Origin of the sequence: Trabulsiella guamensis ATCC 49490, assembly GCF_000734965.1 — a bacterium.
Classification (GTDB): Bacteria; Pseudomonadota; Gammaproteobacteria; order Enterobacterales; family Enterobacteriaceae; genus Trabulsiella; species Trabulsiella guamensis.
This window is the reverse complement of the sequence record NZ_JMTB01000059.1, coordinates 130,406-148,525: the sequence shown is the minus strand read 5'-3', so window position 1 is coordinate 148,525 and position 18,120 is coordinate 130,406. Positions and strand designations below refer to the sequence as shown.

Here is an 18,120-nt window from a genome sequence, read left to right as displayed (position 1 = left end):
TGAATCGGGATTTGAAATGAAATATCTACACCGTTTTTTTAGCAATGATGCGTCCGGTGGCATCGTGCTCATTATTGCTGCCGCGCTCGCGATGTTGCTGGCAAATACCGGCGCGACCAGCGACATTTATCACTCGTTTCTGGAAACCCCCGTGCAATTGCGGGTAGGCGCGCTGGAAATCAATAAAAACATGCTGTTGTGGATTAACGACGCCCTGATGGCGGTGTTTTTCCTGCTGATTGGTCTTGAGGTTAAGCGTGAACTGTTACAGGGATCGCTTGCCAGCCGCCGTCAGGCGGTGTTTCCGGTGATTGCCGCGCTGGGTGGCATGCTGATGCCTGCGCTGGTCTATCTGGCGTTTAACGCGCAGGATCCGGTGGCTCGCGAAGGCTGGGCGATCCCGGCCGCGACTGATATTGCGTTTGCGCTGGGCGTGCTGGCGTTACTCGGCAGTCGGGTTCCGTCAGCGCTGAAAATCTTCCTGATGGCGCTGGCGATTATCGACGATCTCGGCGCGATTGTGATTATCGCCCTGTTTTATACCAATGATTTGTCGCTGTTATCGCTGGGTGTTGCCGCGGCGGCTATTGTGGTGCTGGTGGCGCTGAACCTGAGCGGCGTGCGTCGGACGGGTATTTATATTCTGGTGGGCGCGATTCTCTGGACGGCGGTGCTGAAATCCGGCGTTCACGCGACGCTCGCCGGGGTGATTGTCGGTTTCCTGATCCCTTTACAGGAAAAAGCAGGCAAATCACCGGCAAAACAACTTGAGCATGTTCTGCATCCGTGGGTCGCGTTTTTGATTCTTCCGCTGTTTGCTTTTGCCAATGCAGGGGTTTCCCTCGACGGCGTCACTCCCGAGGGGCTGACGTCGCTGTTGCCTTTAGGCATTATTGCCGGTCTGTTTATTGGGAAACCGCTGGGCATTGGTTTATTCTGCTGGCTGGCGCTGAAGCTGAAATGGGCGAACTTACCGGAAGGTACCACCTGCAGGCAGATCCTGGCGGTGGGCGTGCTGTGCGGAATCGGCTTCACAATGTCGATTTTCATCGCCAGCCTGGCGTTTGGCAGTGTGGATCCGGCACTGATTAACTTGGCGAAACTGGGTATTTTGATTGGCTCCATCGCCTCGGCCCTTGTCGGTTATTGTCTGCTACGCTTCCAGATGCGCGGCGACGCCAGCACCGTCTGAATAAAAAAACTGCGGGACTCTTTTTACGACATTTATCAGGGAGCGAAAGCATGTCTCATATCAATTACAACCATCTTTACTATTTCTGGCATGTCTACAAAGAAGGATCTGTCGTAGGCGCGGCAGAAGTCCTTTACCTGACGCCGCAAACCATCACCGGGCAGATCAAAGCCCTTGAAGAGCGCCTCCAGGGGCGGCTGTTCAAACGCAAGGGCAGGGGGCTTGAGCCGAGCGAACTGGGAGAGTTGGTGTTTCGTTATGCCGACAAGATGTTCACGCTGAGCCAGGAGATGCTGGATATCGTTAACTATCGCAAAGAGGCAAATTTGCTGTTTGATGTCGGCGTCGCAGACGCGCTGTCGAAACGGCTGGTCAGCGGTATCCTGGAAGCCGCCGTGGTGGAAGATGAACAAATTCATCTGCGCTGTTTTGAATCCACACACGAATTACTGCTTGAGCAGCTCAGCCAGCACAAGCTGGACATGATTATCTCCGATTGCCCTGTCGATTCCACGCAACAGGAAGGTCTGTTTTCGGTCAAAATTGGTGAGTGCAGCGTCAGTTTCTGGAGTATGAGCCCGCCACCAGAAAATCCATTTCCGGCGTGCCTTGAAGAGCGACGTCTGCTGATCCCGGGGCGCCGTTCCATGCTGGGTCGCAAGCTACTGAACTGGATCAACTCCCAGGGGTTAAAAGTGGAGATCCTCGGCGAGTTTGACGATGCCGCGCTAATGAAAGCCTTTGGCGCTGCGCGCAATGCCATTTTTGTCGCGCCAACGCTGTATGCCAGAGATCTTTATGCCGATGAAAACATTGTCGAGGTGGGGCGTCTGGACAGTGTAATGGAGGAGTATCACGCCATTTTTGCTGAGCGGATGATCCAGCACCCGGCGGTGCAGCGCATCTGCCATCGTGACTACAAATCCCTGTTTACGCTGCCGAAACGCTAAATGACAGGCATAAAAAAACCCGCGCTAAGCGGGCTTTTTTACAAAGCGGATAACAAGCGGGCGATTAAGCCAGTTTGTTGATCTGAGCAACCAGGTTCGCCTTATGACGAGCCGCTTTGTTTTTGTGGATCAGACCTTTTGCAGCCTGACGGTCCACGATTGGTTGCATTTCGTTAAATGCTTTCTGTGCAGCAGCTTTGTCGCCAGCTTCGATAGCTGCGTATACTTTCTTGATGAAAGTACGCATCATAGAGCGACGGCTAGCGTTGTGCTTGCGAGCCTTTTCAGACTGAACGGCGCGCTTCTTAGCTGATTTGATATTAGCCAAGGTCCAACTCCCAAATATGATCTATATGGACAATTCAAAGGCCGAGGAATATGCCCTTTTAGCCTTCTTTTGTCAATGGATTTGTGCAAATAAGCGCCGTTGATGTGACGACACTTGATTACGTAGTGATGGCGCAGGATTCTAACAGCTTGCGCCTGACGAATACAGCTTTTCTGGCACAAAAATCGCAGCATAACGGCAGTTTTTCTCGCCATTACCGTCAAGGTTGATGAAATCCTTATCTCTTTCTGTTGCGGAGTGTAATCGCGGGTTAACCTTGACTGCTGTACAAGGTATACTCGAACGATTTTCACTGTTTTGAGCCAGACATGAAGCTGATACGCGGCATACATAATTTGAGTCAGGCCCCACATGGGTGTGTGCTGACCATTGGTAATTTTGACGGCGTGCATCGCGGGCATCAGGCGTTGCTGCAACGTTTACGCGAAGAAGGCCGCGAGCGTGGCGTGCCGGTGGTGGTCATGATTTTTGAACCGCAGCCACTTGAGCTTTTTTCGGCTGAAAAAGCCCCCGCGCGTCTGACGCGCCTGCGTGAAAAACTACGTTATCTGGCCGAAAGCGGCGTTGACTATGTCTTGTGCGTCCGTTTCGACCGTCGCTTTGCCGCCCTGACAGCACAAACGTTTATCAGCGATCTGCTGGTAAAACGTCTTGGTGTACAGTATCTCGCTGTCGGCGATGATTTCCGCTTTGGCGCAGGTCGCCAGGGGGATTTCTTATTACTTCAAAAGGCGGGCGCAGAGTTTGGTTTCAGCGTCACCAGTACGCAAACCTTCTGTGAAGCGGGTGTGCGTATCAGCAGCACCGCGGTGCGTCAGGCGCTGGCAGAAGATGATTTGCAGCAGGCGGAAAAACTGCTGGGCCACCCTTTTATTATTTCTGGCCGCGTGGTGCATGGTGATGAGCTTGGGCGCACCATCGGTTTCCCGACGGCGAATTTACCGCTGCGCCGTCAGGTCTCCCCAGTAAAAGGGGTGTATGCGGTGCAAGTCGCAGGTTTAGGCAACACGCTCTTGCCCGGCGTCGCTAACATTGGCACCCGGCCCACGGTGTCTGGTGTACGCCAACAACTGGAAGTCCATCTGTTAGATGTTGCAATGGACCTCTACGGTCGCCATATAGATGTCATACTGCGTAAAAAAATACGCAACGAGCAGCGATTCGCATCGCTGGATGAACTAAAAGCGCAGATTGCGCGTGATGAATTAACCGCCCGTGATTTTTTTGGGCTATCCAACCCGGCGTAATGCCTGAACGAGTTTTAAATACGGAACCGAGAATCTGATGAGTGACTATAAATCGACCCTGAATTTGCCGGAAACAGGGTTCCCGATGCGCGGCGATCTTGCTAAGCGCGAACCGGGAATGCTGGCGCGTTGGACCGATGATGACCTGTACGGCATCATCCGTGCGGCGAAAAAAGGCAAAAAAACCTTCATTCTGCATGATGGCCCTCCTTATGCGAATGGCAGCATTCATATTGGTCACTCAGTCAACAAGATTCTGAAAGACATTATCGTGAAGTCCAAAGGACTCGCGGGATATGACTCGCCTTACGTTCCCGGCTGGGACTGCCACGGCCTGCCTATTGAACTGAAAGTAGAGCAGGAATTCGGTAAGCCTGGCGAGAAGTTCACCGCAGCCGAGTTCCGCGCCAAATGCCGTGAATACGCAGCAGGCCAGGTCGACGGTCAGCGTAAAGACTTTATCCGTCTTGGCGTACTGGGCGACTGGTCACATCCGTATCTGACGATGAACTTCAAAACTGAAGCCAACATCATCCGTGCGCTGGGCAAAATCATCGGCAACGGCCACCTGCTGAAAGGGGCGAAGCCGGTACACTGGTGCGTGGACTGCCGTTCTGCGCTGGCGGAAGCGGAAGTCGAATACTACGACAAAACGTCTCCGTCTATCGACGTGGCGTTCGAAGCGGTCGATCAGGACGCCATCAAGGGCAAATTCGGTCTGCCAGGCGTCAGCGGTCCGATCTCCCTCGTGATCTGGACCACCACACCATGGACGTTACCGGCAAACCGTGCGATCTCCCTGTCAGCTGAGTTTGACTATGCGCTGGTGCAGATTGAAGGCCAGGCGCTGATCGTGGCGAAAGATCTGGTGGAGAGCGTATTAAAACGCGCGAATATCACCGATTACACCGTGGTTGGTACCGTCAAAGGCGATGCGCTGGAACTGATGCGTTTTAAGCATCCGTTCCTCGATTTCGACGTACCGGCGATCCTCGGTGATCACGTAACGCTGGAAGCGGGTACCGGTGCAGTACATACCGCTGGTGGTCACGGCCCGGACGACTACAGCATCAGCCTGAAATACGGTCTGGAAATCGCGAACCCGGTCGGCCCGGACGGCTCCTTCCTGCCAGGCACTTACCCGGCGCTGGACGGCATTAACGTCTTCAAAGCGAACGACATCATCGTCGATATTCTGCGTAACAGCGGCGCGCTGCTGCACGTAGAAAAACTCCAGCACAGCTACCCGTGCTGCTGGCGTCATAAGACGCCGATCATCTTTCGCGCCACACCGCAGTGGTTCGTGAGTATGGATCAAAAAGGTCTGCGCGCGCAGTCACTGGCGGAAATCAAAGGCGTGCAGTGGATCCCGGACTGGGGCCAGGCGCGTATCGAATCGATGGTTGCCAACCGTCCTGACTGGTGTATCTCCCGTCAACGTACCTGGGGCGTGCCGATGTCGCTGTTCGTGCATAAAGAAACGCAGGAACTGCACCCGCGCACTCTGGAGTTGATGGAAGCCGTGGCGCAACGTGTCGAAGTTGACGGCATTCAGGCGTGGTGGGATCTCGACCCGCGCGACATCATGGGTGATGACGCCGACATTTACGAAAAAGTGCCGGATACGCTCGATGTGTGGTTCGATTCTGGATCCACCCACGCGTCGGTCGTGGATGTGCGCCCGGAATTTGCCGGTCATGCCGCTGATATGTACCTGGAAGGCTCTGACCAGCATCGCGGCTGGTTCATGTCCTCGCTAATGATCTCCACAGCGATGAAAGGCAAAGCGCCGTATCGTCAGGTACTGACTCACGGCTTCACCGTCGATGGTCAGGGGCGCAAAATGTCCAAATCCATCGGCAATACCGTGAGCCCGCAGGATGTAATGAACAAACTGGGCGCGGATATTCTGCGTCTGTGGGTGGCATCGACAGACTACACCGGCGAAATGGCGGTCTCTGATGAAATCCTCAAGCGTGCCGCCGACAGCTATCGTCGTATCCGTAACACCGCACGCTTCCTGCTGGCGAATCTGAACGGATTTGACCCGGTCAAAGACATGGTGAAACCGGAAGAGATGGTGGTGCTGGATCGCTGGGCGGTGGGTTGCGCGAAAGCGGCGCAGGAAGACATCGTGAAAGCGTACGAGTCTTACGATTTCCACGAAGTGGTGCAGCGCCTGATGCGCTTCTGTTCTATCGAAATGGGCTCGTTCTATCTCGACATCATCAAAGACAGACAGTACACGGCCAAAGCCGACAGCGTTGCCCGTCGCAGCTGCCAGACCGCACTGTTCCACATTGCGGAAGCGCTGGTGCGCTGGATGGCGCCGATCATGTCCTTTACTGCTGATGAAATCTGGGGTTACCTGCCAGGTTCCCGTGAGAAGTATGTGTTCACCGGCGAATGGTACGACGGTCTGTTTGGTCTGGCGGCAACAGAGCCAATGAACGATGCTTTCTGGGATGACCTGCTGAAAGTCCGTGGCGAAGTGAACAAGGTGATCGAACAGGCGCGCGCTGACAAGAAAGTGGGCGGTTCTCTGGAAGCAGCGGTGACGCTGTTTGCTGAACCGGAACTCTCTGCGAAGCTCACCGCGCTGGGCGATGAATTGCGATTTGTCCTGTTGACCTCCGGCGCGAAAGTTGCGGATTATGCCGGGGCAACGGCAGACGCTCAGCAGAGCGAACTGCTGAAAGGGCTGAAAATTGCCCTGAGCAAAGCCGAAGGTGACAAATGCCCGCGCTGCTGGCATTACACCACAGATGTCGGTCAGGTGGCGGAACACGCAGACCTCTGCGGACGCTGTGTCAGCAACGTCGCCGGTGACGGTGAAAAACGTAAGTTTGCCTGATGAGTAACTCTGTCTGTTCTACCGGACTGCGCTGGCTGTGGGTGGTCGTCGCGGTGCTGATTATCGATTTAGGCAGCAAGTACCTGATCCTCCAGAATTTTGCGCTGGGGGATACGGTATCGCTGTTTCCATCGTTGAATCTGCACTATGCGCGTAACTATGGTGCAGCGTTCAGCTTCCTCGCCGACAGCGGCGGCTGGCAGCGTTGGTTCTTTGCTGGTATCGCTATCGGCATCTGCGTGGTGTTGACGGTACTGATGTACCGAGCAAAAGCGACGCAGAAGCTGAATAACATCGCTTACGCGTTAATCATTGGCGGGGCTCTGGGCAACCTGTTTGACCGCCTGTGGCACGGCTTTGTCGTCGACATGATCGATTTCTACGTCGGCGACTGGCACTTCGCGACCTTTAACCTCGCCGATACCGCGATTTGCATCGGCGCGGCATTGATTGTGCTGGAAGGCTTTTTGCCGAACGCTGCCGCGAAGAAACAAGCGTAATCATTCATGCCCGGTAAGCATTGCGCCACCGGGCAAAACCATAGGCAAATTTGAATGTCTAAATCCGTACAGAGCAATAGCGCCGTGCTGGTGCATTTCACGCTGAAACTCGACGACGGTTCTACGGCCGAGTCGACCCGCAGCAATGGCAAACCGGCGTTGTTTCGTCTGGGCGACGCGTCGCTGTCGGAAGGGCTGGAGCAGCACCTGCTGGGGCTGAAAGAGGGGGAGAAAAAATCCTTCTCGCTGGAGCCGGATGCCGCTTTTGGCGTTTCCAGCCCGGACCTTATCCAGTACTTTTCCCGTCGCGAATTTATGGATGCTGGCGAGCCGGAAATCGGCGCGATTATGCTCTTTACCGCAATGGATGGCAGCGAAATGCCTGGTGTGATCCGCGAGATTAACGGTGATTCCATTACGGTGGATTTCAACCATCCGCTGGCAGACCAGACCGTCCATTTTGATGTCGAAGTGCTGGAAATTGATCCGGCGCTGGAGGTTTAAATGCAGATTCTGTTGGCCAACCCGCGCGGTTTTTGCGCTGGTGTAGACCGCGCTATCAGCATTGTGGAAAACGCGCTGGCGATTTACGGCGCGCCGATTTACGTCCGTCACGAAGTGGTGCATAACCGCTACGTGGTCGATAGCCTGCGCGAACGCGGGGCGATTTTTATCGAGCAAATCAGCGAAGTGCCGGACGGCGCGATCCTGATTTTCTCAGCACACGGCGTCTCGCAGGCGGTACGCAACGAAGCGAAAAGCCGTGATCTGACGGTGTTCGACGCCACCTGCCCGCTGGTGACCAAAGTCCATATGGAAGTTGCCCGCGCCAGCCGTCGTGGTGAAGAGTCGATCCTCATCGGCCACGCCGGGCACCCGGAAGTGGAAGGGACGATGGGCCAGTACAGCAACCCGGAAGGGGGCATGTATCTGGTGGAATCCCCGGACGATGTCTGGAAGCTGGACGTCAAAAACGAATCCAAGCTGTCGTTTATGACCCAGACCACGCTTTCGGTTGACGACACTTCTGATGTGATCGACGCGCTGCGTCAGCGTTTCCCGAAAATCGTCGGCCCGCGCAAAGACGATATCTGCTATGCCACGACCAACCGCCAGGAAGCGGTGCGTGCACTGGCGGAACAGGCTGATGTCGTGCTGGTGGTCGGCTCGAAAAACTCCTCTAACTCCAACCGTCTCGCCGAACTGGCGCAGCGGATGGGTAAAACCGCCTTCCTTATCGATGACGCCACCGACATTCAGGAAAACTGGGTGAAAGGCGCAGATTGTGTTGGTGTCACAGCGGGCGCCTCAGCCCCGGATATCCTGGTGCAGAATGTGATTGCACGTTTGCAGGAGCTCGGCGGTGGTGAGGCGGTTCCTCTGGAAGGCCGCGAAGAAAATATCGTCTTCGAAGTGCCGAAAGAGTTGCGGATGGATGTCCGCGAAATCCAGTAATTCTCCCTCCCTGAAGACAACAACAGTCACCCGGTGGTGACTGTTGTGACAAAGCGTCGATTTGATCACAAGGTTAATCGATTAATCTGCTATGCTTAAAAGGTTGTTCTCCTCGGGCCGGAGAAAAACATGAAACCTGTTCTGTCTCAGCCGCCGCATGTCGACTGGCTGACGGGGGCGTTTTCGCGCACCCCGCTACTACGCAAAACTACCCGCCTCGCCGATCTCCCTGGCGTCTTCGCTGATCATTCTGGCTGGCAGCAGGCCGACCCTCAACAGATTGTTTATGACGTTGAAATGCTGGATACCCTGTCCGGTTCGGGAGAACTGTTTACGGGCGTGACCCACCTTTACCCCGGAAAAGTCGGTAACGAATATTTTATGACCCGCGGCCATTTTCACGCCCTGCGTGAACAGGGGGAGGTCTATTTTGGCCTGCGCGGTACTGGGTTACTGCTGCTGCAGGATGAACAAGGAGAGATGCACCTCGAACCGGTTGTTGCCGGCTCGGTACACATCATTCCGGGTTATACCGCACATCGCCTGATCAATACCGGTACGGAGATCCTCTCGGCGCTGGCGGTCTGGTCGTCCACCGCCGGGCACGATTATGCCGCGCTGGCGGGCGGATTTGCCTGGCGGGTAGTGGAAGAAAATCGGCAGGTGCAGGTCAGGGAGGTGCAAAATGGCTGAATACGGTCTGGACATGACCATTCACCATCAGCCGATGGGCTTCAGTTATGGCGACGATGTTACCGGCCCGATGCCGGAGATCCGCTCTCTTGATCAGATCCGTCCGTCGCTGCGCGATCCGCAGTGCGACGGGCCGCAGGAGGTGTATGCCATTGCGATGGATGTGGCGCGCATCCAGGATCGTGAAGAACTGCAAAAACGGATGTTGCTGTTTGGCGTGGTGACTTACGCTGCCGGGCAACTAGGTGAAGAGCCAATTCGCAGCCAGGGGCACGTGCATCGCATCAGCCAGCATAGCGGCTGGTCGCCACCGGAGTTGTATGAGATCTGGCAGGGAAAAGCGATTATCTACATGCAGGAATATGTTGAGGATGATCCGGGACGCTGTTTTGCGGTGATCGCCGGGCCGGGAGATAAAGTGCTGGTGCCGCCGGGCTGGGGTCATGCCACCATTTCTGCGAGCCCGGATGAGCCGCTGACGTTCGGCGCCTGGTGCGATCGGGAATATGGCTTTGAGTATGACGCGGTGCGCGCGCATAAAGGGCTGGCGTGGTATCCACTGGTACAGGAATCGCAAATCGTCTGGCTGCATAATCCGCATTATGTGCCAGGCCGGTTACAGGTGATTGCTCCCCGGCAGTATGACGAATTTGGCATTACGTCGGCGCCGATTTACCAGCAATTCATCGACGATCCCGCTCGTTTCCAGTTCATTTCGCGGCCTGATAAAATCGCCGCGCTGTGGCAAAACTTCCATCCCTGACAGACCGGGGCGTACGCCCCGGTTTTACTGTGGTTACCCGGCAAACAATCCACTGGCGACGCCAATCGCCGCCAGTACCAGTAGCAGAAGCATCGCTTTCACCGGTGACACGCCACGTTTCGCCATCAGATACCAGGTCCCCAGCACCACCACCAGCGGCAGCAGTTGCGGGAAGATACCGTCGAGCATCTGCTGAACGTGAATATTGACGCCGTCTTTAGTGATGAATTCCAGCCCGGTACCAAGCTTCACGTAGCTCGCCGCCACGCCGCCCATCACGAAGACCCCGAGCAACGACAGCGCTTCACGCAGGCGGGCGGATTTGCTGCTCACCAGAATTTCCACCGAGCCGGAGCCCATCTGGTAGCCTTTTAAAAACAGATACCAGGAGCCGGGAACGATGATCGCCAGCCAGGCGACGATATAAAACAGCGGGCCTAAAACGCTACCGCCAGCCGCCAGCGCCATCCCGATACTGAGCAGGATAGGGATCAACATGCCAGGGATCATCGAGTCGCCGATCCCGGCGAGTGGCCCCATCAGGCCGACTTTCAGGGTGTTAATTGTATCGCCGTCGACAGGTTCGCCATTGGCCTTTTTCTCTTCCAGCCCCAGCGCCATCCCGTTCACAATGGCGCCGATTTGCGGCTCGGTGTTGTAGAATGACGCGTGGCGGCGCAGCATTTCGGTACGCCGGGCGGCATCCGGGTAGAGTTTGCGGGCGACAGGCAACATGCTCAGGCAGAAGCCGAACGATTCCAGACGCTCAAAACTCATAGAAGACAGGTTGTGCATCATCCACGCGCGCCAGCAGCGGCGCAGATCTTTACGGGTTAGTTTACGCTCTTCCATCAGAATTCATCCTCATCATCAGACGCCGGGGCCGTAGGCGCAGTCTGAGGCGCTTCCGGTTTATAGTTGTAATGAATCAGCGCCAGCAGCGCACCGACAATCACCAGCGCGACCATGTTCAGCTTCAGGAAAACGATGCACACGAAGCCCACGAGAAAGTAGATCAACATGGTGTAGTTTTTAATGATCTGCTTGAGCAGAATCGCGATACCCACTGCCGGCAAAATGCCGCCCAGCACGTTCATAATGGAGAGAACCACTTTCGGCAGACTGTCCATAAATTCACTGATGTATTGCGCGCCGAAGTACACGGCGATAAACGTCGGCACGAAACGCAACAGGAAGTTAGTGACCTGCGGCCAGATGGCGCTGTTGAGGTAAATACCGCGTTCGTCGCCGCGCTCCAGCGCGGTATCGGCACGGTGGTTCCAGAAAGAGTTCAGTACCATCATGGCGTTGAACAGAATGGTTCCTGCGATACCGATGGTGGCGGCCAGCGCTACCGCCACTTCTGGCCCTTTGCCGGAAAGAATACCCAGCGCAATGGCCGGAAAGGCCACAAAGTTCAGATCGGCTGGCATCGAGCCGCCGGGGGTTACCATGGCGATATACACCGCCTGTACCGCCACGCCAATTATGATCCCGGTTTTGATATCGCCGAGGATCAGTCCCACCAGCATGCCGGAAACCAGTGGACGGGTGATGAGGTACCAGCCGCCCGTCAGACCAAACAACCAGGGACTACTGAGCGCGCCCAGATAGCAGAGCACGCCAATTAATGCCGCTTCGATAAACATCGTCTGCTCCTTATTTCATTTTTTGTCGGGCGTCCAGCCAGCTGTAATGACTGGCATCCGGTACCAGACGGAATTCAATATGATGGCCATGCGCGCTTAACCAGTCGAAAGCGGCGATTTCTCCGGCATTGACTGACTGGTTGGGCCCTATGGTGACCGTGTCAGCGCGGGCGCTCATCGGGCCAACGTTGATTTTGCCGTTGCTGTTTTTGAGACTGATGCCTGCCTGTTCTATCTTTTGCAGCGTGACCGGTGACTTGCCAATGACGAAATAGCGCTTGTCGCTGGCAATCACCTTCGGGAGTTTCTCAATCGCGGTGGCGGTATCAAACAGCCACACTTTGGTATCAGACACCGCCCCTTTCATCACCGAAGAGAGCAGAGGGTCGGCCGCGACGGCATCATCTATCGCCACGATGCCATCGCAGGGCAGCTCTTTGGCCCAGCGTGTGACGAGCTGCCCATGAATGACGCGGTCGTCAATACGTACAAATGAAATGCTCATAATGGGCTCCTTAAAAATCGTCAGACTGGGCGCTGGCATTAATTTCGGCCACCACCAGCGTCGGTTGTGTCAGGGCGAGCAATTGCGCCGCTGCCGCGTTAACGTCCTGAAAATCGAGTATCTCGTCAGTCAGCAGTAGCATCGGAAGATTCACGCCGCCAATGACACTTACCGGCGGCGAAACCTCCGAGGAGAATGCATATTGGCAGGCGACGTTCCACGGCGTTCCGCTTTGCATATCGCACAGCACCAGCACCCCGTCGGCGCCCTGGCTGGCGTTTTTCAGCACACGGGCGAAATCCTGTTTAAAAGCTTCAATACCCGCTTCGCCCGTCAGCGTCACGGTAAAAACATGTTGCAGCGTGCCGTACACCATTTCTGCGCTCTCCCGCATCGCCGTTGCCAGTGGGCCGTGAGAGGCCACCATCACATGAATCATCGTTATCCCCTTACCCAGGCTTTTACCGTCGCCAGTTGCTGACCGACCCCTTTGCCCCACGGCGTGATGCGATACTCGCCCACGCTCGCCGGAATGATGAATGTCTCGGCATAGTGCACCACAAACGGCTCGAAGGCGTCGTTCGGGCTTTCAACCCGCGCTTCAGCGCCCTCCACCAGGTTGAGAACGTTTACGCCCCCGTCAGTGTGGTGAGTAACCGGGCCGGTAAACCAGTGACGGCGCGTTTCGATAAACTCGCGTTCGTGCAAACCGGTTCGTTCTTCACGCCAGCCGTCACCTTCTGCCAGCACATCAATGCGATTCACCAGATGCTCATGCACCCATTCGGTATCACGCTGCCAGTCGATGACCTGCTCTCCATGGTCGAGATGCACCGGACGCGGCAACCCGTCGAGGCCGAGGCGTCCCCAGTCCCAGAGCTTGAAAGTGAAAATGTATGGCGTGGCGCTGATTTCCAGCACCATCGTCCCTGCGCCGGAGCAGTGAACGGTACCTGCCGGGATCAGAAAGTGATCGTGTTTACGGGCCGGTATCTGATTGACGAAGCTGGCATCGTCAAAGGCTTTCTCGCCCCGCGCTGCCTGACGCAGATCATTAAACATCGCCTGTGGTTCAGTGCCACTGCGTACCCCGAGATAGACCACCGCGCCGGGTTCCGAGTCAAGAATGTAATAACTCTCGTCCTGGGTATAGTGCATCCCAAACTGCTGCTGGATGTATTCCGTCAGCGGGTGTACCTGAAAACTCAGATTTTGCCCGCCGATGGTGTCGAGGAAATCAAAGCGAATCGGAAATTCCGCGCCGAAGCGGGCGTGGACTTTTTCGCCCAGTAGCGCGCGGGGGTGCAGCAGCACCAAATCCAGAGAGGGGATCTCGATCCGCACGTCGCCAAACCGCATCAACAGGCTGTTTTCCTCGGGCACGCAGTCAAAACACCATGCGTAGTTGGGTTTCATGGGATCGAGATCGAATTGTTGTTTCATCCACTGACCGCCCCAGACGCCGGGGTCGAAGAACGGGACGACGCGGAACGGACGACGGGTGAGCAGTTCCAGACCGGCGCGCAACGCCTCGCCGCTGACCATTGCTGGTGCATTCGCCACGGTGGTGTCCAGCAGATAATCAGCGCGCTTAAGCAATGGCGTTTTATGGCGATCAAACACCCGCCATTCGATGAAAAAGGCGCGCTTGTAGCGGCGCAGGATATCTTCGTTGTAGTTTCCCGCGCCCCAGTTGCCGAGTTCGCCGCTGCGCATCCGCATCTGAATCTCCCAGCGTGGCAAATCGGCATACACCAGCACGTCGCCGGGGTGCACCAGGGTAGCGCCCGGCCCACAGACAATCACCAGCGCTTCCGGGGCGGTTTCCACCTGCTTTTGCAGGTCAGCGAGAGCTGTTGGCTCAAAAAACTCAGGCAACTGGTGGCAGGAGAGCACGCCGAAAACGCGATCGTCGGTCAGGTTGCGGGCCAGCAGGGCATGTAACGCCTGCTCGTCGCGGCGCGCGGTCTCTGCGTTGATCCAGCGGGCGGTAGTGAATTCAGCCTGCAATGCCTGCTCCAGCTCGCCGAGTCGGACGCCGGGATAGCAGTCGATCACCAGTACGGTTTTTGTTTTCTCCGCCATTCGGGGGCGAAGTTCCGCGATAATCGCGTCCCAGCCGCGACAGGCATGTTGATCGTAGCCCGGCACGGTCACTTCAGGATATTTATCGTAAGTCGTCTTTTTCATTAGCGGACTCCCTCTGCGTTAAATTAAGATTAATCGATTAACCTCAATGTGGAAGAGTGGTTAACGCGATTAACCTGTCAAAATCCGCAGGAAAAGGCTTTCGGAAACAGAGACTGTGAAGTGCTTCACAAGGAAAAATGCAATTTACAGGTTATTCGATTAATCTGGAGGGAACGAAGGAGGATGTTATGACCACAGTGACGCTGGCGCAGGTCGCCGGGATAGCGGGAGTCTCAACCGCCACGGTTTCAATGGTACTGCGTAACCGCGGCCGTATCTCGCAGGCCACCCGGGAGCGGGTACTGAAGGCGCTGGACGAGTCCGGCTACGTCTACAACCAGACCGCCGCTAACTTACGCAATCGCAGCAGCAACCAGGTCGGTCTGCTGCTGCACGACATCACTAACCCTTTCTATGGCGAGATGACGGCAGGGTTAAGCCATGAAATGGAGCGTCATGAGATGCTGCTGTTCCTGGCGAACAGCGAAGAATCAGAAGAGCGGCAACAGAAGTTTGTAGATTCATTGATGCGTAATAACGCCTGTGGCATGGTGCTGTGTGCCGCCCGGGAAACCCCGCAGGCCTTTTTCGACGGGCTAAAGCGACGCAATATTCCGGCCATTATGGTCGTGCGTCCGTTAAACGATCCTGATTTTGACTTTGTTGGTACCGATAACTTTCTCGGTACCCAGATGGCGACGGCGCATTTGCTCCGGCTGGGACACCAGCATATTGCGTTCATTGGCGGTAGCCTAAGTTCCGGCACGCGTTCGCAGCGTATTGGCGGTTACACCAGTAAGTTGCTGGAAAACGGCATTTCGCCCAATCCGGACTGGATAGTCACTTCCCAGGCCAGCCAGAGCGACGGCGCGCGGGTGGCGGAAATGCTCTTCAGCCAGTTCCCGCAAATCACCGCTGCCGTCTGTTATCAGGACATTGTCGCGCTGGGTGTCATGCAGGCGCTGCGTAAAATGGGGCGGGAAGTGGGACGCGATTTTGCGCTGGTAGGCTTTGACGACATCACCGAAGCCGCGCTGGTGCAACCGGCGCTGACCACTGTCTCGGTGGCGGCAAAAGAGATTGGCCGTAAGGCGGGAGAGCTGCTTTTCAGTCGGATTCAGGGCAATGACGAGCCACCGAAACGCATTATCCTGCCACCGGCACTGGTGATCAGGGAATCCTGTGGTTTTCGCCGAGGGTGATGTTTTTTACTGATATCTCCCGCCACATAACGTTAAATTCTAATTACTGGCGTTTTCAGATAGCGGCCCCGGCAGAGGCTGGTTACTCTGAAAAACGGTTTACCTGAAATCAACACAAGAGAATAGATATGCATGATGCACAAATCCGCGTCGCCATTGCGGGCGCGGGCGGACGTATGGGGCGTCAGTTAATTCAGGCGGCGGCACAACTGGACGGCGTTCAACTGGGGGCAGCGCTGGAGCGCGAAGGTTCTTCCCTGCTGGGAAGCGATGCGGGCGAGCTGGCGGGCACCGGCAAAACCGGCGTTATCGTGCAAAGCAGTCTCGAGGCGGTAAAAGATGATTTTGATATTTTTATCGATTTCACCCGTCCGGAAGGCACGCTGGTGCATCTGGCGTTCTGCCGTGAAAATGGCAAAGGAATGGTCATCGGCACCACCGGCTTTGATAACGCTGGAAAACAGGCCATTCAGGATGCGGCGCGGGATATCGCCATCGTCTTTGCCGCTAATTTCAGCGTCGGCGTCAACGTGATGCTCAAGCTGCTGGAAAAGGCCGCGAAGGTGATGGGCGATTACACCGATATTGAAATCATCGAAGCACACCACCGTCATAAGGTGGATGCGCCGTCAGGCACTGCGCTGGCGATGGGCGAAGCCATCGCTCACTCGCTGGATAAAGATCTGAAAGATTGCGCCGTATACAGCCGGGAAGGGCATACCGGCGAGCGCGTCCCTGGCACCATTGGTTTTGCCACTGTCCGCGCGGGCGATATTGTCGGGGAACATACCGCGATGTTTGCCGATATCGGCGAACGTATTGAGATCACCCATAAGGCATCCAGCCGCATGACTTTTGCGAATGGCGCGGTTCGTTCGGCATTATGGTTGAAAGGTAAGAAAAATGGCCTTTATGATATGCGTGACGTACTGGATTTGAATAATCTATAAGGTTTTGCACCGTTCGTGATGTGGTATTAGCAGTCATAAGCTGTTGATTGCGTAGGGCAATAGTTTTATTGCCCTTTTATTTTTCCCTGTTCTGCTTCTATTTTTTCATTAACTGCTTATTACTATGTGTTTTCTTTCTTATTTGTGTTGATAATTTGTAAATTTTGACCGGATGGTCCACTTTTTTATGGTCTGCAGGTATGGATGACATTCTTTTAGCCGCGCAAGCGTTTTCTGCACAGACTTTGATGATCATTTTGCCTGTTAAAACCACATAACTTATCCAGTGGCGCAAAATAACAATCAAAATTGGTGTTTTGAGTTGACTTTTACCCCTCATATCTCCAGAATGCCGCCGTTTGCCAGAAATTCGCGGGCAGCAGATTTGCATTGATTCATACTATGGTTGTGAATTAATATGCAGATAAAGTGAGTGAATATTCTTTGGAGGGTGTTTTGATAAAGTCAGCGCTTTTGGTTCTGGAAGACGGAACCCAGTTTCACGGTCGGGCCATAGGGGCAACGGGCACGGCGGTTGGGGAAGTCGTTTTCAATACTTCAATGACCGGTTATCAAGAAATCCTCACTGATCCTTCCTACTCCCGCCAAATCGTCACTCTTACTTATCCTCATATCGGCAATGTCGGCACCAACGCCGCTGATGAAGAATCCTCTCAGGTACATGCACAAGGTCTGGTCATTCGTGATCTGCCGCTGATTGCCAGCAACTTCCGCAATACCGAAGACCTCTCGTCTTATCTGAAACGTCACAACATTGTGGCGATTGCCGATATCGATACCCGTAAGCTGACGCGTTTGCTGCGCGAGAAGGGCGCCCAGAACGGCTGCATCATCGCTGGTGATAACCCTGACGCCACGCTGGCGCTGGAAAAAGCGAAAGCGTTTCCGGGCCTGAACGGCATGGACCTGGCGAAAGAAGTGACCACTGCTGAAAACTATAGCTGGACGCAAGGCAGCTGGACGCTTGCCGGCGACCTGCCGGAAGCGAAGAAAGAAGACGAGCTGCCATTCCACGTCGTGGCCTATGACTTTGGTGCCAAGCGCAACATTCTGCGCATGCTGGTGGACAGAGGCTGCCGCCTGACAGTGGTTCCGGCCCAGACCCCGGCGGACGAAGTTCTGAAGATGAACCCGGACGGCATTTTCCTCTCCAACGGTCCTGGCGACCCGGCACCGTGCGATTACGCTATCGCCGCGATTAAACAGTTCCTCGACACCGATATTCCGGTCTTTGGTATCTGCCTCGGCCATCAGTTGCTGGCGCTGGCGAGCGGTGCGAAAACCGTCAAAATGAAGTTTGGCCACCACGGCGGCAACCACCCGGTGAAAGATATCGACAACAACACGGTCATGATCACCGCGCAGAACCACGGTTTTGCGGTGGATGAAGCGTCGATGCCCGCCAGCCTTCGCGTCACCCACAAATCGCTGTTTGACGGTACCCTGCAGGGGATCCATCGCACCGACAAACCGGCGTTCAGCTTCCAGGGACACCCTGAAGCCAGCCCGGGCCCGCACGACGCGGCGCCGCTGTTCGATCACTTTATCGAACTTATCGAGACCTACCGTAAGACCGCTAAATAATCAGGAGCTGAGAGAA

Annotated in this window: 18 protein-coding genes and 1 pseudogene; 13 read left to right on the top strand and 6 right to left on the bottom strand. The window is 55.4% G+C overall.

Going from position 1 to position 18,120, the window contains the following annotated elements:
• The first annotated feature begins 16 nt into the window (after window positions 1-16).
• The gene (gene nhaA / locus GTGU_RS08415) at window positions 17-1,192 is read left to right on the top strand and encodes a Na+/H+ antiporter NhaA (RefSeq protein WP_038155750.1); all 1,176 of its coding nucleotides are present in this window, start codon (window positions 17-19) and stop codon (window positions 1,190-1,192) included.
• A gap of 50 nt (window positions 1,193-1,242) precedes the next feature.
• Window positions 1,243-2,142 (top strand): transcriptional activator NhaR, encoded by a 900-nt coding sequence (gene nhaR / locus GTGU_RS08410; RefSeq protein WP_038155749.1) that lies wholly within the window; start codon window positions 1,243-1,245, stop codon window positions 2,140-2,142.
• 64 nt (window positions 2,143-2,206) lie between these two features.
• Here the strand turns inward: nhaR and rpsT are convergent, their stop codons facing one another.
• Complete coding sequence (rpsT, locus tag GTGU_RS08405; RefSeq protein WP_038155748.1) at window positions 2,207-2,470, bottom strand: 30S ribosomal protein S20; 264 nt, start codon at window positions 2,468-2,470, stop codon at window positions 2,207-2,209.
• Window positions 2,471-2,588: 118 nt separating this feature from the next.
• Between rpsT and GTGU_RS26560 the strand changes: the two are divergent.
• The 8 genes and pseudogenes from GTGU_RS26560 to GTGU_RS08370 all read left to right on the top strand — a co-directional run.
• Window positions 2,589-2,792 (top strand): annotated as a pseudogene (locus tag GTGU_RS26560) (DUF2575 domain-containing protein); the annotation flags it as partial.
• A 7-nt stretch (window positions 2,793-2,799) separates the two neighbouring features.
• Window positions 2,800-3,738: a bifunctional riboflavin kinase/FAD synthetase gene (ribF, locus tag GTGU_RS08400; RefSeq protein ID WP_038155747.1), complete on the top strand. Its 939-nt coding sequence runs from the start codon at window positions 2,800-2,802 to the stop codon at window positions 3,736-3,738.
• 37 nt (window positions 3,739-3,775) lie between these two features.
• Complete coding sequence (gene ileS, locus GTGU_RS08395; protein WP_038155746.1) at window positions 3,776-6,592, top strand: isoleucine--tRNA ligase; 2,817 nt, start codon at window positions 3,776-3,778, stop codon at window positions 6,590-6,592.
• On the top strand, window positions 6,592-7,092 hold the full coding sequence (gene lspA / locus GTGU_RS08390) for a signal peptidase II (protein ID WP_038155744.1): 501 nt from the start codon (window positions 6,592-6,594) through the stop codon (window positions 7,090-7,092). Before ileS ends, lspA begins: the two co-directional genes overlap by 1 nt.
• A 54-nt stretch (window positions 7,093-7,146) precedes the next feature.
• The gene (gene fkpB / locus GTGU_RS08385; protein ID WP_038155742.1) at window positions 7,147-7,596 is read left to right on the top strand and encodes an FKBP-type peptidyl-prolyl cis-trans isomerase; all 450 of its coding nucleotides are present in this window, start codon (window positions 7,147-7,149) and stop codon (window positions 7,594-7,596) included.
• Window positions 7,597-8,547: a 4-hydroxy-3-methylbut-2-enyl diphosphate reductase gene (gene ispH / locus GTGU_RS08380; RefSeq protein ID WP_038155741.1), complete on the top strand. Its 951-nt coding sequence runs from the start codon at window positions 7,597-7,599 to the stop codon at window positions 8,545-8,547.
• 129 nt (window positions 8,548-8,676) lie between these two features.
• Entirely contained in the window at window positions 8,677-9,240 is a 564-nt protein-coding gene (locus tag GTGU_RS08375; protein ID WP_038155739.1) for a glucose-6-phosphate isomerase family protein, read from the top strand.
• Window positions 9,233-10,003 (top strand): glucose-6-phosphate isomerase family protein, encoded by a 771-nt coding sequence (locus GTGU_RS08370; protein WP_038155737.1) that lies wholly within the window; start codon window positions 9,233-9,235, stop codon window positions 10,001-10,003. The genes GTGU_RS08375 and GTGU_RS08370 overlap by 8 nt, the downstream gene beginning before the upstream one ends.
• A 33-nt stretch (window positions 10,004-10,036) precedes the next feature.
• Here GTGU_RS08370 and GTGU_RS08365 read toward each other — a convergent pair whose 3' ends face one another.
• From GTGU_RS08365 to GTGU_RS08345, 5 genes are read right to left on the bottom strand one after another with little or no spacing between them, the layout of a single operon-like run.
• The gene (locus GTGU_RS08365; RefSeq protein WP_038155736.1) at window positions 10,037-10,855 is read right to left on the bottom strand and encodes a PTS system mannose/fructose/sorbose family transporter subunit IID; all 819 of its coding nucleotides are present in this window, start codon (window positions 10,853-10,855) and stop codon (window positions 10,037-10,039) included.
• Window positions 10,855-11,652, bottom strand: coding sequence for a PTS mannose/fructose/sorbose/N-acetylgalactosamine transporter subunit IIC (locus tag GTGU_RS08360; protein ID WP_038155734.1), 798 nt, complete (start codon window positions 11,650-11,652; stop codon window positions 10,855-10,857). The genes GTGU_RS08365 and GTGU_RS08360 overlap by 1 nt, the downstream gene beginning before the upstream one ends.
• Before the next feature lie 10 nt (window positions 11,653-11,662).
• Window positions 11,663-12,157, bottom strand: coding sequence for a PTS sugar transporter subunit IIB (locus GTGU_RS08355; protein ID WP_038155719.1), 495 nt, complete (start codon window positions 12,155-12,157; stop codon window positions 11,663-11,665).
• 10 nt (window positions 12,158-12,167) lie between these two features.
• On the bottom strand, window positions 12,168-12,596 hold the full coding sequence (locus GTGU_RS08350; RefSeq protein ID WP_038155718.1) for a PTS sugar transporter subunit IIA: 429 nt from the start codon (window positions 12,594-12,596) through the stop codon (window positions 12,168-12,170).
• A 2-nt stretch (window positions 12,597-12,598) separates the two neighbouring features.
• Window positions 12,599-14,347 (bottom strand): class I mannose-6-phosphate isomerase, encoded by a 1,749-nt coding sequence (locus GTGU_RS08345; RefSeq protein WP_038155717.1) that lies wholly within the window; start codon window positions 14,345-14,347, stop codon window positions 12,599-12,601.
• 188 nt (window positions 14,348-14,535) lie between these two features.
• On the opposite strand from GTGU_RS08345, the gene GTGU_RS08340 reads away from it, so the two are divergent.
• The 3 genes from GTGU_RS08340 (at window position 14,536) to carA (ending at window position 18,104) form a co-directional block, all read left to right on the top strand.
• Window positions 14,536-15,549 carry a LacI family DNA-binding transcriptional regulator gene (locus tag GTGU_RS08340; protein ID WP_038155716.1) on the top strand — a complete coding sequence of 338 codons (1,014 nt, stop codon included), beginning with the start codon at window positions 14,536-14,538 and terminating at the stop codon, window positions 15,547-15,549.
• Window positions 15,550-15,677: 128 nt separating this feature from the next.
• Entirely contained in the window at window positions 15,678-16,499 is an 822-nt protein-coding gene (dapB, locus tag GTGU_RS08335) for a 4-hydroxy-tetrahydrodipicolinate reductase (RefSeq protein ID WP_038155715.1), read from the top strand.
• A gap of 456 nt (window positions 16,500-16,955) precedes the next feature.
• Window positions 16,956-18,104 carry a glutamine-hydrolyzing carbamoyl-phosphate synthase small subunit gene (carA, locus tag GTGU_RS08330; RefSeq protein ID WP_038155714.1) on the top strand — a complete coding sequence of 383 codons (1,149 nt, stop codon included), beginning with the start codon at window positions 16,956-16,958 and terminating at the stop codon, window positions 18,102-18,104.
• Window positions 18,105-18,120 lie beyond the last annotated feature (16 nt).

Excerpts from the sequence above, each read along its gene's own strand:
- nhaA (WP_038155750.1), top strand. The coding sequence starts at position 17 with ATGAAATATCTACACCGTTTTTTTAGCAATGATGCGTCCGGTGGCATC.
- nhaR (WP_038155749.1), top strand. The coding sequence starts at position 1,243 with ATGTCTCATATCAATTACAACCATCTTTACTATTTCTGGCATGTCTAC.
- ribF (WP_038155747.1), top strand. The coding sequence starts at position 2,800 with ATGAAGCTGATACGCGGCATACATAATTTGAGTCAGGCCCCACATGGG.
- ileS (WP_038155746.1), top strand. The coding sequence starts at position 3,776 with ATGAGTGACTATAAATCGACCCTGAATTTGCCGGAAACAGGGTTCCCG.
- lspA (WP_038155744.1), top strand. The coding sequence starts at position 6,592 with ATGAGTAACTCTGTCTGTTCTACCGGACTGCGCTGGCTGTGGGTGGTC.
- fkpB (WP_038155742.1), top strand. The coding sequence starts at position 7,147 with ATGTCTAAATCCGTACAGAGCAATAGCGCCGTGCTGGTGCATTTCACG.
- ispH (WP_038155741.1), top strand. The coding sequence starts at position 7,597 with ATGCAGATTCTGTTGGCCAACCCGCGCGGTTTTTGCGCTGGTGTAGAC.
- GTGU_RS08375 (WP_038155739.1), top strand. The coding sequence starts at position 8,677 with ATGAAACCTGTTCTGTCTCAGCCGCCGCATGTCGACTGGCTGACGGGG.
- GTGU_RS08370 (WP_038155737.1), top strand. The coding sequence starts at position 9,233 with ATGGCTGAATACGGTCTGGACATGACCATTCACCATCAGCCGATGGGC.
- GTGU_RS08365 (WP_038155736.1), bottom strand. The coding sequence starts at position 10,855 with ATGGAAGAGCGTAAACTAACCCGTAAAGATCTGCGCCGCTGCTGGCGC.
- GTGU_RS08360 (WP_038155734.1), bottom strand. The coding sequence starts at position 11,652 with ATGTTTATCGAAGCGGCATTAATTGGCGTGCTCTGCTATCTGGGCGCG.
- GTGU_RS08355 (WP_038155719.1), bottom strand. The coding sequence starts at position 12,157 with ATGAGCATTTCATTTGTACGTATTGACGACCGCGTCATTCATGGGCAG.
- GTGU_RS08350 (WP_038155718.1), bottom strand. The coding sequence starts at position 12,596 with ATGATTCATGTGATGGTGGCCTCTCACGGCCCACTGGCAACGGCGATG.
- GTGU_RS08345 (WP_038155717.1), bottom strand. The coding sequence starts at position 14,347 with ATGAAAAAGACGACTTACGATAAATATCCTGAAGTGACCGTGCCGGGC.
- GTGU_RS08340 (WP_038155716.1), top strand. The coding sequence starts at position 14,536 with ATGACCACAGTGACGCTGGCGCAGGTCGCCGGGATAGCGGGAGTCTCA.
- dapB (WP_038155715.1), top strand. The coding sequence starts at position 15,678 with ATGCATGATGCACAAATCCGCGTCGCCATTGCGGGCGCGGGCGGACGT.